Source organism: Butyrivibrio sp. AD3002 (assembly GCF_000420905.1).
Taxonomy (GTDB): Bacteria; Bacillota; Clostridia; order Lachnospirales; family Lachnospiraceae; genus Butyrivibrio.
Genome location: NZ_ATVV01000017.1, coordinates 19,509 through 40,219 on the forward strand (window position 1 = coordinate 19,509; position 20,711 = coordinate 40,219).

Genomic DNA, 20,711 nt, shown 5'->3' on the forward strand with positions numbered 1-20,711 from the left:
TTTTTTCGTTTGTAATTCAACATTAAAATTATACCATTTTCGGCATTTATATTCATCCTAAGAGGCACATTGATTTCCAGTATTTACCTACTTTCTAACTCTATAGCTCAAATCAACCTCTCCATTTTCCAAAACTTCAATTTCTAACTGATTTTTCACTTTTCTCTTAATAAAGCTTTCAACCTCAGCATCGGTCATTTGAATCCTTGTTCTATTCAGAACCTCTCTCATAAGTTCGTTCAGATTAAGATCTAACGATGCCTTTATCGACCTTGCCAGTTCCTTCTGAATAGCATCATTCTTAATATCATCAGCTCCACCAGCATAGAAACTATCAATGTAACAATAAAAGATGTCATTCTTGATCAGAGTCTCTTTCAGAGCATAGCTTGTTTTCTCGTGCTCTAGCATAACCAAGAACTTTGCCTCTGGAAGCTCCTCCATGAGTCCCCAGTAATCGGAATCGCTTGATACTAGTACGAAGGAATCAACATTATTGGTGTAGAACTCCTTGCAGGTACGAGCTGCAACTTTAACATCTGCAAGTGATTTATTATCCTTCAGACGTTCTATCATTATGTACTCAACCGGAATCTTTACATAAGATCCCAGTAGTTCCCATGCTGATGCAGCATGAATATCATCAAAAAGGATAATCTTCTCTATTTTCTGCAACCGATTCGGTTCTAAGTTCCTGATTGCTGCACACAAGCTATATGGATCAGAATTTTCACAGTCAACTATGAAAACGCACTTCTCGCTATTCTCTATAAATGTATAAATATTGGCCTTGGTTCTCTCGCTTACATCCGACACCAAGCTTAGGTGCTGGAACTCATCGTTATTCCATCGGTATAAAAGCGTTACAAACCTTCTGTCATTAAGAAGAATGTTCCCTTCATCCTGTGCGGGCCAGTTCAAATACTGCTTGTAGGGGTAGAAGTTCATGTTTTCATAGTAGTATGCCGCTGCTCTTTTTGTTCCTTCCTCTGACAGACCATCAGGCATAACGAAAATGTTTGATAGATAATTCCAGTTAATCCATTCCGGAAAAAGGTCTCTGCAGTTGTTGATACGGCTCTTTATATTCTGATTAAGATTGATCAGATAAGGGGTAGGCTCCTTCATATGAACATATATCTCAATGCCATCATCAGAAAGTTGCTGCATAGCATCCAGTGGCATGTACTCCGGCATTCCAAGAATACTTCTGCCTTCCTGCTGAATGCCCTGACATACCTTTAAGAAATTATGCTCAAGCTGAGTTCTAAGCCTACAAAGATTTCTTATTATTCGTGCCTTTTTATCCAACTCAAGCTTCTTATATATTTCAAGCTTAGGTGGCTCAGATTCGTTTTCAAATATTCTTTTATGTATGCCAAGCAGGTAAGCAACCTTCGATACAATATCGTATTGCTCACCGTGTAAGTTGGCATGTTCCTGTTCATTTATCATTGAAAGAACATCTGAAAAATCTAATGACGTTCCACCATTTGTACTGATATCCATACGCAAAATACCTCAAGCTATATTATAAATCTCAGCTGCTGTTTCGACCTATTAAAGATTGCTAAAAAAGGGATTAATTTTACATATCATCCAGCTCATCTTCCATAAACAGCCAGCCCATAAGTCTGTCATCTTCTCTGTCCCGACGAAGCTCATCCTGTTTTCTTTCGAACTCCCTTCGCTCTCTTTTATTCATTTTGCTGACCAAATCTTTGTATTGGTCATCTGAAATTCTTACATCCTTGTCTTTCTTTCCAAAGAACATAATTGCTCCTTCCTTCAGCTCATAATGGGTATGCAATTATCATCAGTATGTATGTTACTATTCCCAAAATTATTCTTTATTTCATACCCATGGCCAACCTCTTAAGACAAATCACCATCACGACTACAGAATTCATAAAACTCACAAGTCACGCAGAAGTGCCTGCAAAATTTATTATTTCTATGAATGCATTTCTTTATCCAGTAAATCAGTCTGCTCATAGTCACCACCTCACTTGGAACTCTTATTACCTCTTTTTACCTTACACCTTACACTCTATTTATGACACATCAAGAGTCCCATAAAAATACCAGCTCACGAAGTCAGCATTCATCTGGGTTTGAGGCATTTTTTTGCGAACAAAAAGATGAGCCATGTACACCTTCAAATAAAAAAACTGCCCTGGTTTACATTACGTGCTACTTGAATACATGTCCTACACAAACCAATACACATCTGCTATTCTTTTTTCGCGAGGTGAACAATAATGGCTAAATCAAAAACTGAAGAAGAGAAAAAACACATGAGCGACATTGCTGATAGGATGCGCCTAGAAAGACTGAGTCATGGATATACTCAGGAAGAATTTGCCGAAATGTTAGGAGTATCATCACGCCAATATGGCAGATACGAAAACAAAAAAGCCGGCATTCCCTTTAATGTCATCTTTGGCCTTCGCGATCTTGGCGTAGATCTTTCATATTTGCTCGATGGAGTGACATACCGAGACCAGCTAATCCAACACTGTTTACAAACAATGCCTCAAGATAAACTTTTACCAAAACTATCAGCTCTTAAGAATGCTTCACATGATTATGAGATAGCTGAAGAACAGGAACAACCTTTAATCTTTAATAAAATGATGAATATAATCAATGATTTATTGAAATATGGAAAAGAGCACTACTATGACCCTAAACTCAGAGAAGTTCAGGAAATCCGCTATGATACACTATTTTATGAAGCATGCCGTGATGAGTTAATTGAAAAGCATTCAACTGCACACAGACCTCAGATAAGATAATGACTCACTTTTCAATAGAACATCACAGCTCCTAACAAAAATGTTAGTGAGCCACCTACATATCCTATTGTATAATATAGTCGTTCGATCAGCTAAGGTATACATGAGCAAAAGATATTTTATTGATAGTGAAAACGTCGGAGATAATTGGATATCTCTGCTTGATACTGTTGCAAAAGAAGATGAGATTCTTGTTTTTTATACTGCGAAAAGTCCGCATATGAATTATAAAAATCTGATTACACTTAAGAAGTCTCCTAAGGATGTGACATTCATCGAATGCTGCGAGGGTAACAATGCACTTGATTTCCAATTATGTACAGAGCTTGGATACCAGGTCCATGACATTGGGGATGATGAATACATTATCGTTACCAATGACACTGGCTATGATGCAGTTGTTAAATACTGGAAAGACAGAGGAATTGCATTAAAGCGTATCACCGGAAAGGCCTGTATGCAGAAACAACAGTCCTCCGATAAAAAAGATGAACCAGGTCCTGTTGATATAGAAACTGTTATGCCCAAGCCCGTTGAAATCCAAGACGATGGAATCCCTGATGAGGCAAAAGAGATCCTCTATATCTTAGGGCGGGATCAGCTGCAACCACTTCACGAGTCGCTGCACCAGATTTACGGAAAACAGGGCGTCACCTATTACAATGCTTTTAAGTCTAATGCGACTTATAACAGTTACATTGAGAACCACAAAAAGAAGAGCCTTGCAGACAAACAGAAATCTTACTGTCAGATAGTTTTTGCACATGCCAAGGGCAAGACTGCAATGCCATCTGATTTTCCGAAATTTGTAACTGAAACCTGGAAGAAGAAAAAGAATCTCAATTCATTTCGGTCTTCCTTGCAGACCAAATACGGAAAAGATGCCAGTGAGAAATACTATACTCTGATCAAGGCTCATATAAAAATCTTAGACAAAATCAAATAAAGGAGAGCTGATCGATCCGGCGAGGGTTTATCCCTCGCTGTTTTTATGCTGCAAGCTCCAGATCATTTTCAAGTTCATTTCCCCAGGTGTCCCACCCTGGAGTCTTTTGTCTTGCGAAGAGTTCCACCCGAGGGACATCACCTACAAGTTTTACGATCCGATTTCTTGTCTCTGCTGGCTTCTTACTATGTTCTTCAATATGACTGATGATAACCTGATGAACCGATGAGTCGATTCGCTTCGGATGACCTTTGGTTGCAAGTAGGCACACCTCAGCGTTGGATCTTGTCCAATAACCCATGCCCCAGAAAAGTGAATCCGATTTTTTATTTTGTTTCACCCAGACGAAGGCCACGGTCTTGTAATCGAATCCCCAGGCATCGATCACATCAAACGCCTCTTTCAGATTCGGAAACGTTGCCCACATGAAAAGAATCGAATCGTCTGCAGCAATTTCTTTTACCGAAAGCTTGCAGATGTCCTCCAACTTCATTGTCGGATAATGATTCTCTGCGCTCCTGCCTTTCCCTTTTTCTGTTCTGACTCGGAACCGCCACGGTGGATCCGCATAGATGACTTCATATTTTTTCTTCAGTGCCGGAGTCTTTTCTTTTACCCCGGCATCCGTTTTGTTGTTACCCTTTACAAATTCCCTGATCATTTTTATTTTTTCCTCCCTCAAAAGCCCCGCGCGTTATCCCCATCCCCAAAGGGGTAGAGTAAAGTGGCAAGTGGGGTTTCGATATATACCCATCGAAACTCACTTGTTGGGGCACATCCCCAATCCCCTCGCTTCAGATTAAAATCTGACTACGCTCCTTCCGGAGCTGAAAGAAATTTCGCCAAGAAGATGGCAAATGACGTTTGGTTGTCGTTAATAGAAAGAGGCAGCCACGACGGACTGCCTCAAAAAGATTATCGTGAACGTTCACGATTTTTATTCTGTTCCTGTTCTTTTCCAATACCAAGTATCTGGTCAATATCATATTTTGCAGTCTGATATGTCTGCATATCTTTTCTGACTTCCTTATACTCGGCATAGGCAGCTCTCTTTTTTGAAAGCACTTTGTCATACTCAGCACTGAGTTCTTTGTAAGATGGGAACTTACCATTATGTTTATCAAAAGCATCTTTCGCTGCTTTATGAGTCATGATTTCTTCTTTATGCTCTTCAAAGAATTTTCTGTTGTAGCCTGACTGCCTGTACTGCTGATATATTTCTTTTGTACTGGAATAATCCTTTATAATTTTCTTTTGTTCTGAGATTTTCTTCAGACGACTCTCATACCCTTTGATATCCTCGGAAAGCTGCGAGAATCTATCAGAAGTATCTCCAGCCATTTTTTCCAGTTCAGCATATGTCCTTAGCCCCTTCTCTTGAAAAAAGAGAATAGCCTTCATGACATTTTTCACATTAAACTTCTTCGCCCACATCTCATACCCAGGACCTTTTCCTTGAGCAATGATATCCTGAATATTTATCAGAAGGTCAAACTTATCATCCCTATAAAATGGTTTCTGTTCTTCCTTTGGAGCCATCTCCTTAGGAGCAGTTCCCTTCTCGACTCCTTCCAACTTTTTCATCAGATCTTTTTCCGTGTATCCATCTCCCAGAGAACGGAATCGGATAAATCTCTGCTGACCATTTCCTCTAACGGAAGTATGCTTGCCTCGTTTTATTTCATAACCCTGCTTGGAAAGTTCAGACAAAAGATCTTCAAAAGAGCCCGGCTTCTTTGAAAGAGCAACGTCAATTGATTCTCTAAGCCTGTCCCTGAAAGTAGGACCTCGCTCTTCATGGATATAAGTTGTCTTACTATGATAAGGCTGCGGAGCAATTACAGATAATCCATTCTCCATGCAGATAAGATTGGAAAGTCTCCCAAGTGCCATGCCCGACAAAAGAAAATCCTTGAACTTCCTGTCACCACTAAGAGCTGTGGAGTTGAAAATAATATGATTATGAACGTGGGCCTTGTCAGTATGAGTCGATACTACAAAGGCATGATTGCCTTTTGTAAATCTCATAGCTGTCTCATATCCGATTCGGTTTGCATCCTCCGGTGTGATCTCTCCGGGCTTGAAGGACTGCCTGATCTGATATGCAATGACATCGTTCTTAGGATGTTTGCCCGTAACACGTTCATATTCTCTTTTGGATAAAATAAATTCTTCCACCACAGTCTTAGGATCACAGGCATAGGATGAAACGTATTTCCCTTTTTCTGTTTTGTCCGGGTTCATTTCATAATCCGTCCTGTCCTTCAGACACTTGGCAAGAGTCCTTCCCTTGTTCATGTGTAATGAAATAAGTCTTGTAGCTGCCATAATAGTTTTCCCCACAAAAATAAGTGCAGCTCCGAAGAGTTGCACTTAAATATTCATTTGCATTATTTCTTTAATTTCAAAATCATATCTTATTCAAGAGGCTGAAGATAGATTGTATAAGAATGATTCTCTTTAGACTCATAGACATCTTTAACTTCATGTCTGAGTGCCCATTCCGGTATCTTATCTTTATCTAGCTTGCCATGATAAAAGCATCCCCACACATCATATCTTTTATCATACTGGCAAATATCTATATCCAAATCAGCAATCTCATCAGCATACAGCCGAATAAGATCACTAAGGGTCCTACGAAAAGCCATATTACTTGTCCTTACCTTCAATCCAATAATTTACCAAATGCAAAATGGTACTAACTGTAATGCTATCGAATCTTTAAATTCCGGTATAATCTTAATTGTTCCAACCATTCTCGTAGCCTTCTTTAAGATATGATTCAAGCATCTCCATTAATGTATCGTATTCTCCAATAGAATTGTCGCCTGCCGCTCCAATTGCATATTTGTGAGTGATATCGTCATAGATGAAACTGTCACAATCCACGCAGCCAAGCCATATGGATCTTTGATCATCATCTTCCCACCATGTAAATAAATCTTCTTCATCACACTTAAAGTAATCAAAGAAGTTATTAGTTTGCTTGTAGTATTCTTCCAATTCAGAGACTACCCTCTGCTCTACACCATATTTATCGCATAAATCTCTGAACGCTTTTATTTCTTCCTCTGAAGCCGGAGTTAGCTTAATGCCATGTCCATGGCAGCAATATCCCCACTCGTCTTTAGTGCAATATTTCTCAAATAATTCTTTTACTGTCATTTATCAACACTCCTATTAGTCAGTTATCCTGCAATATTATTCTTTCTTTTGACGTTTTATGCATATCACATAAAATAAAACCGCCATAAGCTGGGCCGTGACAGAAACTGCGACAAGGCTCACAGGCTTGAAATCATACAAGGCTCCCAACATCCAGCTTCCAAGAAACCATGCTATTCCAAATCCTGTTTCAAATATTCCAAAGCCTGTACTTCTCATTGTTCGCGGGATTATCTTGCTGACAGCCGCTTTCATTATACTTTCCTGCGCACCCATTCCTATTCCCCATAGAATGATACCAATACCAATAAGTATCGGATTTCCTGTAATAAATATAAAACATGAAAAGAATGCGCTGCAGATTGTAGAAGCAATTAGTGCCTTAAGTCCAATCCTATCAAACAGCCATCCAAAGAACAGTGCGGCAAAAGCATCAACTGCCATTGCTGCAGCATATAGAAGACTAAGTGTCGAGTCTGGAAATGCCTGCGTATTCGCTGCATGAAGAGTTATAAGCGTAAAATCGGCAAATCCGAAGGCAAACAGGCATATAGCAATCATATAATATAGAAACGACTTCTTAAGATGGAACTCCTCTGACTCTTCCTTCGTTTTTTCAAACATCTCAGGATTCGGATATCTGATCCATGAAAAAACTACCAGCGCAATCGTAATCAATGCCGGAATTCCAAGTATTGCAAAGCAAACTCTATATGTTGAAAACAAGCTGCCAGTGCCCTTCACCGCAGCTATCACAAATAGAATAACCGGACCAAGAAAAGCTCCAAGCTGATCCAAAAATTCCTGAAATGCAAATCCCTTACCTGTACCTACTTCACTTGCAGCAAAGCTGACAAGTGTATTCTTCGCCGGCTTCTTTACAGCCTTTCCGATCCGCTCCATAATGATCAGTCCGCATGCTATGATCCAGCCATTTTCAGGAATCAGCGCCAGAGCCGGAATTGCTAAAACCTGAAGAGTATAACCGACAATTACCAAAGTCCAATACTTTTTGGTTTTATCAGCTATAAATCCTGATAATAGACGCAGAGAATAGCCACATAATTCACCAAATCCGGATACGAATCCTATGGTCGCTGCTGAAGCACCAGCAAGATTCAAGTATTCCCCCAAAATACTCCTAGCACCTTCATGAGTCATATCAGAAAACAGACTGACTATCCCCATCAAGACTATGAATGCCATAGCACCACTGATTTGTTTTTTACAAGAATGATTCTTTTTAGATTTTTCAATCATTTTCCCCAATCGCTCCGTCGTCAATTATGCTGGAATATAAGTTCTCTAACATTATACCATCAAACAGAATCAGAAAAGCGGCCACAAGAAAAGTTATAAACCTTCCCCATGGCCGCAAAACCTAAGCTATATTTCCTAATCTTTCAAGTATTCCTCTAACGGCTTCCCAGATTTCTTCCTGTTGTGATTGGAGTTCCTTTATGTCCTCCAGAGAAACAGCACCGCTCTCATCTGCCTTTTGGACATACTGAGCAAGAAAGTCACTGTTTATTCTGAGCAGGCGAATCACCTCTTTAATATCAGACAAATCAAGCATGATGACGTAACCATCCCTTGCCATCTTTCTGATATAAGCACTACGATTCTTTATACCAGCCTGTTCCATCTTGGCTTTTATAGCATTGATATCCTCTGGAGTCATTTTGATAAGGATGCTCTCGCCATATGTGATTCCCATATCACAGTACCAGTTCAGGGTGTAATGCCCTGTGAGAACGTTCTGAAGGTTCCGGGATGCAATCGCGCAGCTCCTTCAGGAGAGATGTCTTTTCTTCCTTCTCAGCCACACTAACATGAAATGGTTTGCTCTTTTCATGTGATGCCACCGTACCAAGTTCTTCCTGTTCATCAGGAATGCCATTGGCATTGTCATCCTTCATGTTCTCTACAGGATTATGAGGAGCAACATTATTGATCACCCCATCACCAATCATGTTGTCGTTCTGCTCAAGCTGGTCCTCAAGACCTCTTCTTACATTACCGATTGTGTTGGGATCAAGCTCCTGCGGAACCCTTAACCCAAACTCAGCAGTAACCTTATACTCGATAAGAGCAAAAACATAATTTGGCATGGTACGTGCATCACGCTCCCAGTCCTGCATTGTTCTGTAAGGAATACCTAGATAATCTGCAAACTCTGTTCTGTTCATGCCTGTACTCTCACGGAGCTGGATAAATCTCTCGCCTTGTGACAGATCATTTACAGAAACAGCCGTTGCATCTGTAGTCTTACCATTAACATCATCCCACTTTTCAATGGGTGTTCCTGTTCTTCTTTCCATAATTATGTCACTCCCTTCTGCGCCCGCCTTTGGGAAATCGGATCTCGAAATGAGCTTTTCCCTCCTCGTCAGTTGTAAGGTCAACGTAGCAGCTGAATGTATTTCCTGTTCTCTGTGACTTACAGTCAACGAGCTTGACTGTCCCACCATTCACAAGGTCATCTGCAACTTCTCTGGTCATCTCCTTGCCTATAGCCTGAAAAAATCTGTTATTCTTCCAGAGTGCAAAGTTGCAGTCCATATTGTTACAGAAGAATCCCTTTTCACGTTCTACAACATGAGTACCGCACACAGGACAGTTACCGACAATATCATCGGCTTCATAAGTCTGTGTTGTACCACTGCCATCTTCAAAATTACCGAAAGGAAGCTCATCTGCAAAACCAGAAGCATCCTTCCAGCCATCATCTACTGTTCCCATCAACACACCTCCCTATCTTTTTTTACTACTTTAGCAGCCGTGTCATTTTTTATCTGATTCTTCCGTATGCTGAGATTATCAAGAAGCGACTGCTTCATTCCTCCCCAGCCATCCGGTAAAATACGAACCGTTCCAAGTATCTTTCTTTCCGCAACAACAGGTTCCGCTTTTGTAGCTTTACCATCTGTTCCTATCACTGTGCAGCCTGCTGTATCCCTCAAAGGGCTATCATCACCAACCCTCACAGATTCTTTTGCATCATTCTTAACAGGCTCGTTATCCGCTACAATCTCAGGATTTCTCTCCTTGTAGATCTCACCAAGCTTATCCTCAATTTTCTTGATGATCCTTGATGAAGTCTGCCGTATAGTTCCAAGGGAAGCCTTAAGTTCTTTCATATCAGCATCAGATGTGTAGCCACAAAGGTATGGATAGCTGTAATCATCTGTGTTATATCCCATGAAGGAAAGCACTATGCTAGCTGTACCTTCCGCTTCAAGTTCCTTCCTATTCTTGCTGATATCGGCTGCATTGTCTCCATGAAGCATTGCATGAGTAATCTCATGGATGCATGTCTTAAGAGTCTGCAGCTCGCTCATACCCTGTTGTATTGCTATCCTCTTATCCTCTGTGTGGTAATAACCCTTGGCTCCGCTCTTGATGTCCTCAAATCCGATTGGGACAGGGCTGATATCCTTAAGAACTCCCATAAGGACCTCATACTTATCAATGCTACCCTTAAGCTCATCAACGCCTACTCTGGGAAGTTCCTTTCCTTCCGTCTGCGAAACATCAAAAGTTGTCTCTGCCTTGAATCCCATAAGATTAAGTTCCTTTGTCTGTTTCACAGGCTCTCCATCATGATCAAGAACTGGTCTGCCATTGGAATCCAACACATCCACTTCCTTTTGGATTGTATAAGGGCTTGGTGCTATTACCTTTATTCCCTTCTCTCCTTTTCTTACATAACGCCCCATCTTTTTCCAGGCATTATATCCCTGACATAAAGTTGCATCTGGCTTTTGCATCGCTATGAGCATGCAGTTGTTCAGGGAATAATGTGGAAACTTTGCCATTGTAGCAAGCAGCTTTTTGTATTCTGCACTGTCACGGACTGCCTTTACACCATCCTGCAGCTTGTCCGTCAGCTCTTTCAGCTTTTCTTCATTGGATGGGCGCTGGTATTCACTGCCGTTTTTTGCACTTTTTTCATCCATAAGATTCTCCTCTTACTTTCTTTCGCCCTTAACGCCAGCAGGAGCCTTTACCGGCTCCTGCTTCTTTACACCTTTCACGCTGCTTTTTGCTTTCTTTGCGTATGCAACATATCTTGATTTTCTTGCCATCACTCATCACCTCCATCACCTGAAGACTCATCAGCCTGCTCACTATCAAGCTGGATCTCATCATCGTCATCATCTGAACTCATGCTCTTAAAATAGTCCTCGTCTTCATAGTCCTGATCCGGATCCTCACCGCTGGACTTCTTCTTTGAATTCTTTGTTGATGTGTAATACATGAATCCACCTACACCACCAAGTGCAATAATAAGGATGATCGCCATGATTCCTGTTACATTCACAGGCTCTTTCTCTGGCTTTTCTTCAACTGGTTCAGGTTCCGGCTCAGGTTCGGGCTGTGGTTCGGCTTTTACAACCTCAGGCTCTTTTTCCTCTTCCTTACCTATTCCTGTAACTTTGATATATTCACTGACCTGGTCATCATCCATCAGAGATAAAAGATCTGATTCATCAACCATGTTGAGGAAGTGAACCTTCTCATTACCGTCATCATCACGGTCAATAATGATGTAAAAGTAGTTGCCGTTCTTGGTCATAACAGTAATGAACTGCTTGCCACCGGCTTCAAGACTTCCGTAATCATCAACAAGTTCCATGTTTCCATCCGGAGTAAGTGGTCCCCACTTTTCCTCTATCTCAGGCTCCTTGCCCTCGCAGTTACGATAGTCCTTCTTGCAGAGTTTGCAGTTTTCATCAACATGATCCTCAGTACACTTGGTCTCACAGGTGCAGTCATATCCACCTGCAAATGCAGTTACCGGTGTAAAACAAAAAAGTGACCCCATAAGAGCCACTGAGCAGCCAAGTACCTTTGCCTTGGCAGTTATTAACTTAAAAGCTTTCATTTAAGATATCCTCCATAATTCCATCATTTTCAGTATCACGATCATATGTATCATCTGTAAAAGGCAGTGGCTCGGCATCTTCATCCTTCGTAGGCTTTGCTTCTTTTTTCTTACTCTTGGATGAAGCAGTCTTTTCCTTATCAGCTACGCCAAGGTGCTCTGCAAGCTGTTCCGGTGTAAAGTCTTTTCGTGCAACCACATCAAGTATGCTTGTAGCCAGCTCTGCATTTAGCTTTTCTTCTGCTTCCTCATACTTTGCCTTGGCTTCTTCTAACCTTGCCTTGGCCTTTTCATGCTCAGTTCTTAATTTATTCAGTTTCTCAAACATATCTGTCCTCCCTTAACCGCCAATCCTGCCAAATTCAAGGAAATGGCTCTGCCAGTATGGCGTGTTGATCGATGAGTATTTCACAGGATTACCTGCATGGATCATCATTCCGTTGCCGACATATATTCCGACATGACTGGCCCCGGCTGTATCATATGTGCCCTGGAAAAAGATAAGATCTCCTGGCTTTGCTTCTGAAGCTGGAACATAGTCTGTTCTTGCCCTGAGTCCGTTTGCAGTAAGTCTTCCAAAGTTCCATCCGTTACCGCAGTGATTTATTACCCAGCTTACAAATCCTGAGCAGTCAAATCCCGAAGGACTGTAACCGCCCCAGACATAAGGTGTTCCAAGATGGCTCTCAGCTTCATGGAGCATCCTTGCAAACTGCTCATCTGTAAGGTATTCCCCCGGCACATGATAGTCGTCTCTGTCTCCGGGATGATCATCTGGGATGTTGTAATAATCTTCCTCGCCAAAGAGATACTTCTTGTTACCATAGGTCTCAAGCAGCACTTCGTAACGTGCCATCTCATCATCAGTGAAGCCAAGCTCTTCAACCACTTCATCAAGGGTGTGATTTACAAGATAGACATTCAGGATGTAGTACTCATATTCTTCGGTATAGGTATACTCTTCCCAATAGCCGCCATCTTCGTAGGAATCATCCTCAACCCACCTTACGTCTTCAACCTCTCTTTCCCTGGTCTCAACAACTTCTTCCGTAGTGATTTCATACTGTAGTTCAAAGATTTCCTGTAGTTTAGCCTGGACCTCATCCCTTGTATAAGCCTCAAAAATCACAGTAAGTATCGCTGCAAGCTGATATGGATTGTGCCCTACTTCATCAAGATAGTAATTAACTTCGTCATATCCATCCGTATCAATCTCATCTATCTCGTCCTGAAGCCCTGCTTCCAGTTCCTTGTAATCATCTTCTACCGCAAGGATATCCTCGTCCTTTGCAGTATAAGAGGTTACTATGGTCACATCGCCTACTCCGGATCCGATCGCTGCACAGGAATTAAGAAATCCAGCGCACACAAGTACTACAAGAAGTATCAGAACCACGATTATGCTGATCACGGGATGCTCTTCGGCAAAGTTCTTCATCCACTCACCGATTGCACTTACTACATCCCTGGTTTTTTCTCCTACCTTTTCACCAAACTTGGCACCGCCTTCTGCAGCCTTGGCCTGCTTCTGTATCATTTTCCTCTGAAGTTCTTTCCTTGCTCTTTCCTTGGCAGCATCTGTACTTCCACCAGAAAGCTCTCTTTTCCCATGTACTTTCTTGCTGTACTTACCGCTTTTTACCTTCGAAGTAACGTGACTGACTGCACCGCTGGCAACATATCCGCCAATATCAAAAACTTCCTCAGCAACGGCACTCTCTCCTTTGCCATCATCCGTAGAGTTCACAACATCTGACATGACTCCGACTCCAGCTGCGGTTTTCGATGCTGCATCCGAAAGATTTCCCGAACTTTTACTCACATTTCGGTCCTTCTTCTTTGCTTCCTCTGCTTTCCTTGTCTTTTCGACCTCTGCAGCCTTCTTCTGTGTCTGCTTCTTTATCTTGTCCCTGTGCTGTTTCTCCTCCGGTGTCATGCTGTTATCAGCTTTACCGGTACGGAGCTTCTGTTCGTAATATCTTCTGGCAGAATCCTTATTCTTTAATTTGTTTCCATGCACTCTCGGAGCTTTATCCTCCGGAGATGCAGAATCCTCCTCACCCGGAGGATTCCTTGTGTATAATCCTTCTTCCATAACTCATCTCCTGTCTGTTTAAGCAGCTTTATCCTCAGAAGATTCTGAGAACTTGGTGGAAATCGCCTTATAGATCTTGGTGTCCTTAGGGAACCTGTCTATAAATGGCAGAATGACATTTCCATAAAAAATAAGTCCTTCACCTTCTCCCGAATGTGTTACATACGAAAGCTGGTGTGGACTTATGTTGAGCTGCTTGGCAAGAAGTTGTCTGTCACCAATGGCCTGATTAAGCATGATTATGAAGTCTGAGTTCTCGAAAATGTTGGAAACTTCAGCACTTGCGAGAAAGTCTTTGACGTTCTGTGTAACGCCTGTCGGGATGCCTCCCCACTTACGGAACCTCTTCCAGATTTCCACTGTGTAGGCTGCAGTCTGTTCCTCACGTAATAACAAGTGCATCTCATCCATGATGTACCTTGTGGATCTTCCCATTTCTCTGTTGGCTGAGACCCTGCCCCATACCTGGTCCTGAATAATAAGCATTCCTATCTTCTTAAGCTGCTTACCAAGATCCTTGATGTCGTAGCAAACGAGTCTGCTATTGATGTCAACGTTTGTTCTATGGTTGAACACGCTAAGCGAACCACTTACATAGATTTCAAGAGCAGTTGCAACATACTTGGCTTCAGGCTCATCCTGTTTTAAAAGCTCATTGTAAAGGTCTTCCAATATCGGAATGTTTTCAGGCACAGGATTTTCAAGATATTTCCTGTAAACCGCCCTTGTACACCTGTCGATGACTGTTCTTTCCGTGGGCTGCAGTCCATCCCTTGATCCCATGATAAGCTCCATGAGTGAAAGAATGAAATCAACCTTCAGCATGACCGGGTTATCATCATCAGAATAGTTCATGTTGATATCCATGGGATTTACATACTGCGTGGATGTAGGACTGATCCTTATCACCTGACCGCCAAGGTAATCCACCAGAGCTTTGTACTCCTGCTCAGGATCCGAAATGATGATGTCATCGTCTGTTACAAGGAAAGAATTTACAATCTCCCTCTTTGCAGCGAAAGACTTACCGGAACCTGGTGTACCAAGGATAAGTCCGTTAGGATTCTTAAGCATCTTTCTGTCTACCATGATAAGGTTGTTTGAAAGTGCATTAAGTCCATAATACAGAGCACCCCTGTGATCCTGGAATAGCTCCTGTGTAGTGAAAGGCACGAAAATAGCTGTGCTTGAAGTTGTCATACCACGCTGGATATCCACTTCGTTATATGCAAGAGGCAGTGTGCTTACAAAGCCCTGCTCCTGCTGGAAATCAAGTCTTATCAGATTACAGGAATGCTTCTGTGCTATGGATGAAGCCTGGAATAAGTTATTATCCAGCTCTTCCTTTGTCTTTCCGGTATTCATGATAAGGAAAGTCAGAAGAAACATTCTCTCATTCTGTGACTGCAATTCCTTAAGGAGTGCCTTTGCATCCTTGCCATAAGTCGCAAGATCACTTGGTATGATCTCCATGTCATATCCGGCTCTTACTGCCTTTTTCTGTTCCTCAATCTTGCTTCTGTCAAGCTCGGTGATTGTGTGCTTTACAGTCTTAATGGCCTCGTTCTGGTCTACTGACTTAAGATGCATTGTGACGATCTGACTGGATTCCATTCCAAGGAAATCTGCAAGCATCCTGTCGCTCACATCGGAAGCATCAATTGAAAGAAAACTCATGGCACACCATGTATCTCCCATCTTGAAATATCTTCCATTAGGGAACTCAAACGAGCTTGGAGCCACAAAGTCTTTTACTGAAAGACCGCTGCCAGCAAGATACTTCCAGTCGAAATGGAACTTTGCACTATCTCCCATATGAGTCTGTCTGTGCATGAGTTCAAGTCGCTGTGCTCCGTTAAGAGTCTCAGCTATTACTCCCAGACGTTTGAAATTGTTAAGGATATCCATTTCAATATGGATCAGCCTTGGTTTAGCGGACTTCATTGAATCCGCATGGATACCGAAAGTAATATACTTTACTTTTGTAAGTCCGTTATTACCTGCCTGCATGTTCTTTAAGAGTATTCCAGAATACTCATCCCTTACATCGTTGAACCCGTCTTCCTGATGGGGAATTGCTATCTTTTTCTCAAAATCCCCTATCTCTGTTGCGAAGTTCATGAATGAAAGCTGGAACTGAACCGAACTGTCAAAGAAGTTCAGAAATCCACACCATTCCTCAAATATCTCTGTTTTATCCTCCTGCTGTGCAAGCTGGTAGTTGATGTCCTGGAACTGTATCGTCTTTGTGTAGAAATCCCCTCCTACTCTGCAGATACCATCCGGGAACATTCTCTCAAAAGGAAGTGTCTGCTGGGCTGATCTTGGAGTCCCATCGTCTTTCCTTGCATTTTTTATGATTACTTTTACTTCTTCCTGTTGTTTTCGTGATAATCCTTCGGGCATTTTAAATTCCCTGGAATTATCTTTTTTCTTCCATGGAAGCACGAACAATTTTCTCCACCTCCTTCTGCGTAGCAGCACATCTCTCCAGTGCTGCATAATAGTTATCCGTTTTGTACGGACGTTTCTTTGGTCTTATGAAAACGGCCTGTATAAAATGGCCAAGATAAACTTCCAGAGGTCTTCCGTTCTTTTCATACATGGCAAAAAAGAATATCGGCATCATAAGTACCATCATTCCCATTACTGCCACATTGACCGCAGCCACGCTCTTTATAAGAAAAAATGACGGTACTCCTATGAGTGCCGCCACCGTAAAACATATGAGCTGTCTTTTGGTCAGATTCAAGAACACCTTGCTTTTGACCTTTGTTAAGTCTCTTGGCACGCTTATGTACGAAGCTGCCATATCTGTTACTCCTTTCCCTTAAATACACTGTAATACCGACTTTGCAACTGTGCTTGTCTTAAATAGGGACAATGCAAGCAGAAGCGTATAGCCCACAACTCCCCAGAGGGATCCGACTATATCTCCCGAAAATGCTATGGACTGTATAAGCACCGCGTAGATACCAACACATATCATGATTAAAAATCCTTGGAAACCAAGGGCAAATAGACTCTTCACGTAGTTCATTCCCATAGCACTCTGCTCCCTGTTTCCGAATGTTGCAAATGGGATTGGAGCCATGGAAACGTACATATAGATCTCGATCATCCTCACATAAATGATCACGAATATTATCTTTGATAATATCAGCGTTGTTATGAAGATGATTGATACCTGAAAATACAGTCCGAAAAGTTCAAAAATATTCATGGCTTCAAGCGTGGACTGCAGCGATGAAAGAGCCGAGGAATCTATCGCCGTTGAAGCAGCTATGACTCCACCAGCACTTGATATCACATGATTTGCCACATCAAATACAGCCATTGCAAAATCAAAGGTATGTGTAATGATTTCCACCGCAATAGCTGTCTTGAATATCCACTTGAAGATAAACCATGTCTCGAAGTTAGCCAGATTGTTGTAACTGATGATAAGCTGTATCAGCTCATAACACGCAACAAACGTCAGTATTATGCCCGCAATCGGCATTATCACATTTTCCGAAACATTCCTTACCATGCCAAAGACCGATGGTGAAAAAGCCGATGGAGTCATTGCAACATCAGAAGCAATACCACTGACTTCATCATTCACATATCCAAACATGGTCTGGAACAGCGTCATAAGGGAAGGGATTATGTACTCTTTGAGATGTTCTTCCAGTTCCTGCCATACTCTTTCCAAAATATCCCTCCTGTTTCTAATGCCAGCAAAGCGCTGGCCTTTTCATTTTCTGTTGAATCAAAAAAGGACTGGCTATGGGATTTCCCACACGACCAGTCCATGAAAGTATTTACTATATTCAGTTGTCATTATTCAGGATGCAGCCTCTTACAGGTTACTTGGATGACTTTTTACCCGTGCTCGCTTTTTTCATTATGCTTTCGACCGACTTCTCATCTACCGTGGTCAGATCAAGCATCAGATATTTAGGGGCATTATTTTTAAGGATAAGAGCAGATCCATGCTCTTCCACTATCTTCGTAACTCTGGAAAAGTTGTGATTTGCATCAGTGATTGAAACAAGCGTCTTCGTGTCTATATTCATGATAGTACCTGCCTTTCACTAATATAGTAGCACGAATTATACGCATGGTCAAATCAAAGAAGTCCTGAAAGAAGAGGTACGACTGTTGTTCCGATAAGAGCAACACCACCGCCAGCCATGAGCTGCTTCATTCCCTGTGATTTTGCACCCGGATTGTCGTTACCATAACCCTCAAGAAGGTTGATTCCGCCCCACACTCCGAGGCCTGCGCCGAGGGCGATTACGATTGTCTGCAATGTTGTGATTGAACTCTGAAAAAATGCCATAGTAGCTATTATTCTACCGTACTATAATAACCCTATGAATATCTATAGGTATTATAGCACGGTATCTCCTTTCTGCAAATAGTTTTTGTTTGTCAGCGACACCACTCGTTTTACCGTGATGCCGGTTAATAGTTGCTGCTGGAAACCCGTCGACTGATCTCCGGCGTGTGGCCACACCTGCCCTTTTACAGGCGTTTATAGGAAAAGATCTTTAGAGCCATGCCCTTTATCGACATGGCAATAGATCTTAATCCTCATCAGTTACCTCGATGACTTCATACTCATCATCGGGCTTAAGAACTACTCTGTGGCTAAGGAACTTCTCCACATCAAACCAGTTCTTTTGGTCTGCATCCGCTGTGTACTTGTAGTTCGGATGCTGCGTAAGATCATATTTGTCTGACAGGAAAGGTCTTACGCCCCTTACCTGCACAATGCACTTCGAGCCATCCATTACGGAAAGCTCATCAATTGACATAAGGTCATGACCAAGCTTCTGGTAATTCATGTTGTAGCTTGGCTGACTTCCCCTGGACTCTCCCGTGTTGTACATGTCAATGGTCTCTTTGCCCAAAGTAGCATTGATATCTTTGAGCGTGGACTGCTCGGATCCGCCAAGAAATATCTGCGAATCGCAGTTTGCACAGATGGTCTCCGCGTTATCCTTGTATATCGCCTTCAGCTGTGACTTTGCCTGGAGCACCAGCGCTGCTGATATCTCACGGCTTCGGATGGTCGCCATAAGTTTCTCCAGGTTAGGTATCTGGCCGATATTCGCCGCCTCATCAATGAGGCAGCGAACGTGTACAGGGAGCTTTCCCCCATACACATCATCAGCCTTTTCACAAAGGAGGTTAAACAATTGGCTGTAGATGATACTGATAAGAAAGTTGAAAGTACTGTCCGTATCAGACATGATAAGGAACAGGATTGTCTTCTTATCCCCCAGCGTATCAAGCTCCAGCTCGTCATAACTCATAACTTCACGAACCTGCTCTATATCAAAGCAAGCAAGCCTTGCACCGCATGAAACCAAAATAGATTTCGCTGTCTTACCGGCGGCAAGTTTATATTTGTTGTACTGCCTTACTGCAAAGTGATCAGGATTCTTTTTCTCAAGCCTTGAAAACAGGATATCCACTGCATTCTGGAACGTTTCATCGTCTTCCCTTACCTCCATGGAATTAATCATTTCAACAAGTGTATTGAAATTTCTCTCTTCCTCAGGAGCCTCATAATAGATCAAGCCGATAAGTGCTGTATAAAGCAGTTTCTCGGCTTTCTCCCAGAACGGATCTCCGGGAGTACCCTCACCCTTGGTATTTGCCATGAGTGTTGTTACAAGCTTCAATATGTCAGACTCCGAATGGATATATTGGAACGGATTGAAATGCATGCTTTTCTTAAAATTCACAGTGTTGAATATCTTTATCCTGTATCCAGCCTGAACAAAAGCATTTCCCACTTCATTGATGACGGTTCCCTTGGGATCAGTCAAAACGTAGGAACTGTGGAACTGTAAAAGATTCGGCTTTATAAAAAACCTTGTCTTACCAGAACCGGAACCACCAACTACAAGGACGTTTTTATTCCTTGCGAGTTTAGGATCCTTTGGCCGGTTGTTCATGGTAATGCGTTCTGTCTGTGACAGGATCACATTATTTGCAAACACTGGGTCCTCAAATGGCTCTATGTCCTCCTGTTTTCCCCATCGTGCTGATCCATACTCTTTTCCGTGACGAAAGTTTTTGGCATTCTTGCTTTTGATATAGACTGCAAGCCGCAGCCCTGCTCCAAAAGCTATGCCAACGCAAAGGTCAAACGGATGAAGACTTGGAAGCATATTTGCAAATGCCTTACTTAATCCGCCATACAGGACAAGTCCCTGGACTTTCTCAGACATATTGCTTCCCCATGCTATTCTCCATGCTTCACCAAGGTTGGTACAGAAAAGTCCCACAGCAACATACGGGATATTAAGGATAATTTTCTTCTTCAGCTTTCTGTTCATCTGACTTTCTCCTTATATCTCGTCTTTTCTTTGCGAGGCTTCTTTGAGATTTCTTCCTTAAGCTTACGGAGCTGCTGCACAAGACTGGGTTTTTCTTTCTTCTGTCCTCTTTTTACAATCTCTGCAGAATACTCTTTTACCACAGCTGTAATGGCATCCATGTCCTTAGCCTTGAAAAAGCACATATAACGTGGCGGATCTGCTGTCTTGTCTTTTACAATCGCAAAATCCACTCCGTATTTGTTAGCAATTTTCTTGAAAGTTCCGATGCTCTCACCGCTTACTTCCATGCTTGAAGCACCCTGCCCCTGTTTAATAAGTTCCTTTACCGTCTGCTTACCTTCTTTCGGAGCATTATGTCTCTTTTCATGGTTCCTCATATAGATCTTTATTCCCTTTATGAGGCCACTCCCGGAAACTCTGGCAACATTTATCACAAACCTTATGGCTTCCTTTGAAGTCTCACCATTATTCATAG

23 protein-coding genes are annotated in these 20,711 nt (G+C 42.0%); 2 read left to right on the plus strand and 21 right to left on the minus strand.

What is annotated here, in order from left to right; genetic code table 11:
- Positions 1 to 87: 87 nt before the first annotated feature.
- Together G596_RS0112540 and G596_RS0112545 are read right to left on the minus strand one after the other, a co-directional pair.
- Positions 88 to 1,509, minus strand: a complete 1,422-nt coding sequence (locus tag G596_RS0112540; RefSeq protein ID WP_022762191.1) for an NYN domain-containing protein — start codon at positions 1,507 to 1,509, stop codon at positions 88 to 90.
- Between the two features lie 79 nt (positions 1,510 to 1,588).
- Positions 1,589 to 1,774 (minus strand): hypothetical protein, encoded by a 186-nt coding sequence (locus G596_RS0112545; protein ID WP_022762192.1) that lies wholly within the window; start codon positions 1,772 to 1,774, stop codon positions 1,589 to 1,591.
- 487 nt (positions 1,775 to 2,261) lie between these two features.
- Here G596_RS0112545 and G596_RS0112550 point away from each other — a divergent pair, with 487 nt between their 5' ends.
- Together G596_RS0112550 and G596_RS0112555 are read left to right on the plus strand one after the other, a co-directional pair.
- Positions 2,262 to 2,798, plus strand: a complete 537-nt coding sequence (locus G596_RS0112550) for a helix-turn-helix domain-containing protein (protein ID WP_022762193.1) — start codon at positions 2,262 to 2,264, stop codon at positions 2,796 to 2,798.
- A gap of 103 nt (positions 2,799 to 2,901) precedes the next feature.
- Positions 2,902 to 3,744 carry a PIN domain-containing protein gene (locus G596_RS0112555; protein WP_022762194.1) on the plus strand — a complete coding sequence of 281 codons (843 nt, stop codon included), beginning with the start codon at positions 2,902 to 2,904 and terminating at the stop codon, positions 3,742 to 3,744.
- Positions 3,745 to 3,787: 43 nt separating this feature from the next.
- Here the strand turns inward: G596_RS0112555 and G596_RS0112560 are convergent, their stop codons facing one another.
- The 19 genes from G596_RS0112560 to G596_RS0112655 form a co-directional block, all read right to left on the minus strand.
- Positions 3,788 to 4,405 carry an MT-A70 family methyltransferase gene (locus G596_RS0112560; RefSeq protein ID WP_022762195.1) on the minus strand — a complete coding sequence of 206 codons (618 nt, stop codon included), beginning with the start codon at positions 4,403 to 4,405 and terminating at the stop codon, positions 3,788 to 3,790.
- Positions 4,406 to 4,659: 254 nt separating this feature from the next.
- Entirely contained in the window at positions 4,660 to 6,072 is a 1,413-nt protein-coding gene (locus tag G596_RS0112565) for a relaxase/mobilization nuclease domain-containing protein (RefSeq protein WP_022762196.1), read from the minus strand.
- A gap of 89 nt (positions 6,073 to 6,161) precedes the next feature.
- Positions 6,162 to 6,395: a hypothetical protein gene (locus tag G596_RS0112570; protein WP_022762197.1), complete on the minus strand. Its 234-nt coding sequence runs from the start codon at positions 6,393 to 6,395 to the stop codon at positions 6,162 to 6,164.
- Positions 6,396 to 6,486: 91 nt separating this feature from the next.
- Positions 6,487 to 6,912, minus strand: coding sequence for a hypothetical protein (locus G596_RS0112575; protein ID WP_022762198.1), 426 nt, complete (start codon positions 6,910 to 6,912; stop codon positions 6,487 to 6,489).
- A gap of 36 nt (positions 6,913 to 6,948) precedes the next feature.
- The gene (locus G596_RS0112580) at positions 6,949 to 8,118 is read right to left on the minus strand and encodes an MFS transporter (protein ID WP_242829191.1); all 1,170 of its coding nucleotides are present in this window, start codon (positions 8,116 to 8,118) and stop codon (positions 6,949 to 6,951) included.
- A 175-nt stretch (positions 8,119 to 8,293) separates the two neighbouring features.
- Positions 8,294 to 8,629, minus strand: coding sequence for a plasmid mobilization protein (locus tag G596_RS0112585; RefSeq protein WP_022762200.1), 336 nt, complete (start codon positions 8,627 to 8,629; stop codon positions 8,294 to 8,296).
- Between the two features lies 1 nt (position 8,630).
- Entirely contained in the window at positions 8,631 to 9,233 is a 603-nt protein-coding gene (locus G596_RS25875) for a helix-turn-helix domain-containing protein (protein WP_022762201.1), read from the minus strand.
- 7 nt (positions 9,234 to 9,240) lie between these two features.
- Positions 9,241 to 9,654 (minus strand): hypothetical protein, encoded by a 414-nt coding sequence (locus G596_RS22080; RefSeq protein WP_022762202.1) that lies wholly within the window; start codon positions 9,652 to 9,654, stop codon positions 9,241 to 9,243.
- The gene (locus tag G596_RS22085) at positions 9,654 to 10,871 is read right to left on the minus strand and encodes an ArdC-like ssDNA-binding domain-containing protein (RefSeq protein WP_022762203.1); all 1,218 of its coding nucleotides are present in this window, start codon (positions 10,869 to 10,871) and stop codon (positions 9,654 to 9,656) included. The genes G596_RS22080 and G596_RS22085 overlap by 1 nt, the downstream gene beginning before the upstream one ends.
- A gap of 128 nt (positions 10,872 to 10,999) precedes the next feature.
- The gene (locus tag G596_RS0112610; protein WP_022762205.1) at positions 11,000 to 11,800 is read right to left on the minus strand and encodes a DUF4366 domain-containing protein; all 801 of its coding nucleotides are present in this window, start codon (positions 11,798 to 11,800) and stop codon (positions 11,000 to 11,002) included.
- A complete protein-coding gene (locus G596_RS22090) occupies positions 11,787 to 12,128 on the minus strand; it encodes a DUF4315 family protein (RefSeq protein ID WP_022762206.1) in 342 nt (113 codons plus the stop codon). Before G596_RS22090 ends, G596_RS0112610 begins: the two co-directional genes overlap by 14 nt.
- 12 nt (positions 12,129 to 12,140) lie before the next feature.
- A complete protein-coding gene (locus G596_RS22095; protein ID WP_022762207.1) occupies positions 12,141 to 13,895 on the minus strand; it encodes a C40 family peptidase in 1,755 nt (584 codons plus the stop codon).
- Positions 13,896 to 13,913: 18 nt separating this feature from the next.
- Complete coding sequence (locus G596_RS0112625; protein ID WP_026671320.1) at positions 13,914 to 16,301, minus strand: VirB4-like conjugal transfer ATPase, CD1110 family; 2,388 nt, start codon at positions 16,299 to 16,301, stop codon at positions 13,914 to 13,916.
- 16 nt (positions 16,302 to 16,317) lie between these two features.
- Positions 16,318 to 16,707 (minus strand): PrgI family protein, encoded by a 390-nt coding sequence (locus G596_RS0112630; protein WP_022762209.1) that lies wholly within the window; start codon positions 16,705 to 16,707, stop codon positions 16,318 to 16,320.
- A gap of 18 nt (positions 16,708 to 16,725) precedes the next feature.
- The gene (locus tag G596_RS0112635) at positions 16,726 to 17,592 is read right to left on the minus strand and encodes a VirB6/TrbL-like conjugal transfer protein, CD1112 family (RefSeq protein WP_022762210.1); all 867 of its coding nucleotides are present in this window, start codon (positions 17,590 to 17,592) and stop codon (positions 16,726 to 16,728) included.
- A 154-nt stretch (positions 17,593 to 17,746) separates the two neighbouring features.
- A complete protein-coding gene (locus G596_RS0112640) occupies positions 17,747 to 17,956 on the minus strand; it encodes a prevent-host-death protein (RefSeq protein ID WP_022762211.1) in 210 nt (69 codons plus the stop codon).
- A 53-nt stretch (positions 17,957 to 18,009) separates the two neighbouring features.
- Positions 18,010 to 18,222 (minus strand): Maff2 family mobile element protein, encoded by a 213-nt coding sequence (locus G596_RS0112645; protein WP_022762212.1) that lies wholly within the window; start codon positions 18,220 to 18,222, stop codon positions 18,010 to 18,012.
- A 247-nt stretch (positions 18,223 to 18,469) separates the two neighbouring features.
- Entirely contained in the window at positions 18,470 to 20,233 is a 1,764-nt protein-coding gene (locus G596_RS0112650; protein ID WP_022762213.1) for a VirD4-like conjugal transfer protein, CD1115 family, read from the minus strand.
- Entirely contained in the window at positions 20,230 to 20,709 is a 480-nt protein-coding gene (locus G596_RS0112655; RefSeq protein ID WP_022762214.1) for a PcfB family protein, read from the minus strand. The genes G596_RS0112650 and G596_RS0112655 overlap by 4 nt, the downstream gene beginning before the upstream one ends.
- Between the last annotated feature and the right edge of the window lie 2 nt (positions 20,710 to 20,711).

Excerpts from the sequence above, each read along its gene's own strand:
- G596_RS25875 (WP_022762201.1), bottom strand. The coding sequence starts at position 9,233 with ATGGAAAGAAGAACAGGAACACCCATTGAAAAGTGGGATGATGTTAAT.
- G596_RS0112565 (WP_022762196.1), bottom strand. The coding sequence starts at position 6,072 with ATGGCAGCTACAAGACTTATTTCATTACACATGAACAAGGGAAGGACT.
- G596_RS0112625 (WP_026671320.1), bottom strand. The coding sequence starts at position 16,301 with ATGCCCGAAGGATTATCACGAAAACAACAGGAAGAAGTAAAAGTAATC.
- G596_RS0112650 (WP_022762213.1), bottom strand. The coding sequence starts at position 20,233 with ATGAACAGAAAGCTGAAGAAGAAAATTATCCTTAATATCCCGTATGTT.
- G596_RS0112655 (WP_022762214.1), bottom strand. The coding sequence starts at position 20,709 with ATGAATAATGGTGAGACTTCAAAGGAAGCCATAAGGTTTGTGATAAAT.
- G596_RS0112640 (WP_022762211.1), bottom strand. The coding sequence starts at position 17,956 with ATGAATATAGACACGAAGACGCTTGTTTCAATCACTGATGCAAATCAC.
- G596_RS22085 (WP_022762203.1), bottom strand. The coding sequence starts at position 10,871 with ATGGATGAAAAAAGTGCAAAAAACGGCAGTGAATACCAGCGCCCATCC.
- G596_RS22090 (WP_022762206.1), bottom strand. The coding sequence starts at position 12,128 with ATGTTTGAGAAACTGAATAAATTAAGAACTGAGCATGAAAAGGCCAAG.
- G596_RS0112580 (WP_242829191.1), bottom strand. The coding sequence starts at position 8,118 with ATGGCATTCATAGTCTTGATGGGGATAGTCAGTCTGTTTTCTGATATG.
- G596_RS0112575 (WP_022762198.1), bottom strand. The coding sequence starts at position 6,912 with ATGACAGTAAAAGAATTATTTGAGAAATATTGCACTAAAGACGAGTGG.
- G596_RS22095 (WP_022762207.1), bottom strand. The coding sequence starts at position 13,895 with ATGGAAGAAGGATTATACACAAGGAATCCTCCGGGTGAGGAGGATTCT.
- G596_RS0112540 (WP_022762191.1), bottom strand. The coding sequence starts at position 1,509 with ATGGATATCAGTACAAATGGTGGAACGTCATTAGATTTTTCAGATGTT.
- G596_RS0112555 (WP_022762194.1), top strand. The coding sequence starts at position 2,902 with ATGAGCAAAAGATATTTTATTGATAGTGAAAACGTCGGAGATAATTGG.
- G596_RS0112570 (WP_022762197.1), bottom strand. The coding sequence starts at position 6,395 with ATGGCTTTTCGTAGGACCCTTAGTGATCTTATTCGGCTGTATGCTGAT.
- G596_RS0112585 (WP_022762200.1), bottom strand. The coding sequence starts at position 8,629 with ATGGGAATCACATATGGCGAGAGCATCCTTATCAAAATGACTCCAGAG.
- G596_RS0112610 (WP_022762205.1), bottom strand. The coding sequence starts at position 11,800 with ATGAAAGCTTTTAAGTTAATAACTGCCAAGGCAAAGGTACTTGGCTGC.
- G596_RS0112630 (WP_022762209.1), bottom strand. The coding sequence starts at position 16,707 with ATGGCAGCTTCGTACATAAGCGTGCCAAGAGACTTAACAAAGGTCAAA.
- G596_RS0112550 (WP_022762193.1), top strand. The coding sequence starts at position 2,262 with ATGGCTAAATCAAAAACTGAAGAAGAGAAAAAACACATGAGCGACATT.
- G596_RS22080 (WP_022762202.1), bottom strand. The coding sequence starts at position 9,654 with ATGGGAACAGTAGATGATGGCTGGAAGGATGCTTCTGGTTTTGCAGAT.
- G596_RS0112645 (WP_022762212.1), bottom strand. The coding sequence starts at position 18,222 with ATGGCATTTTTTCAGAGTTCAATCACAACATTGCAGACAATCGTAATC.
- G596_RS0112560 (WP_022762195.1), bottom strand. The coding sequence starts at position 4,405 with ATGATCAGGGAATTTGTAAAGGGTAACAACAAAACGGATGCCGGGGTA.
- G596_RS0112545 (WP_022762192.1), bottom strand. The coding sequence starts at position 1,774 with ATGTTCTTTGGAAAGAAAGACAAGGATGTAAGAATTTCAGATGACCAA.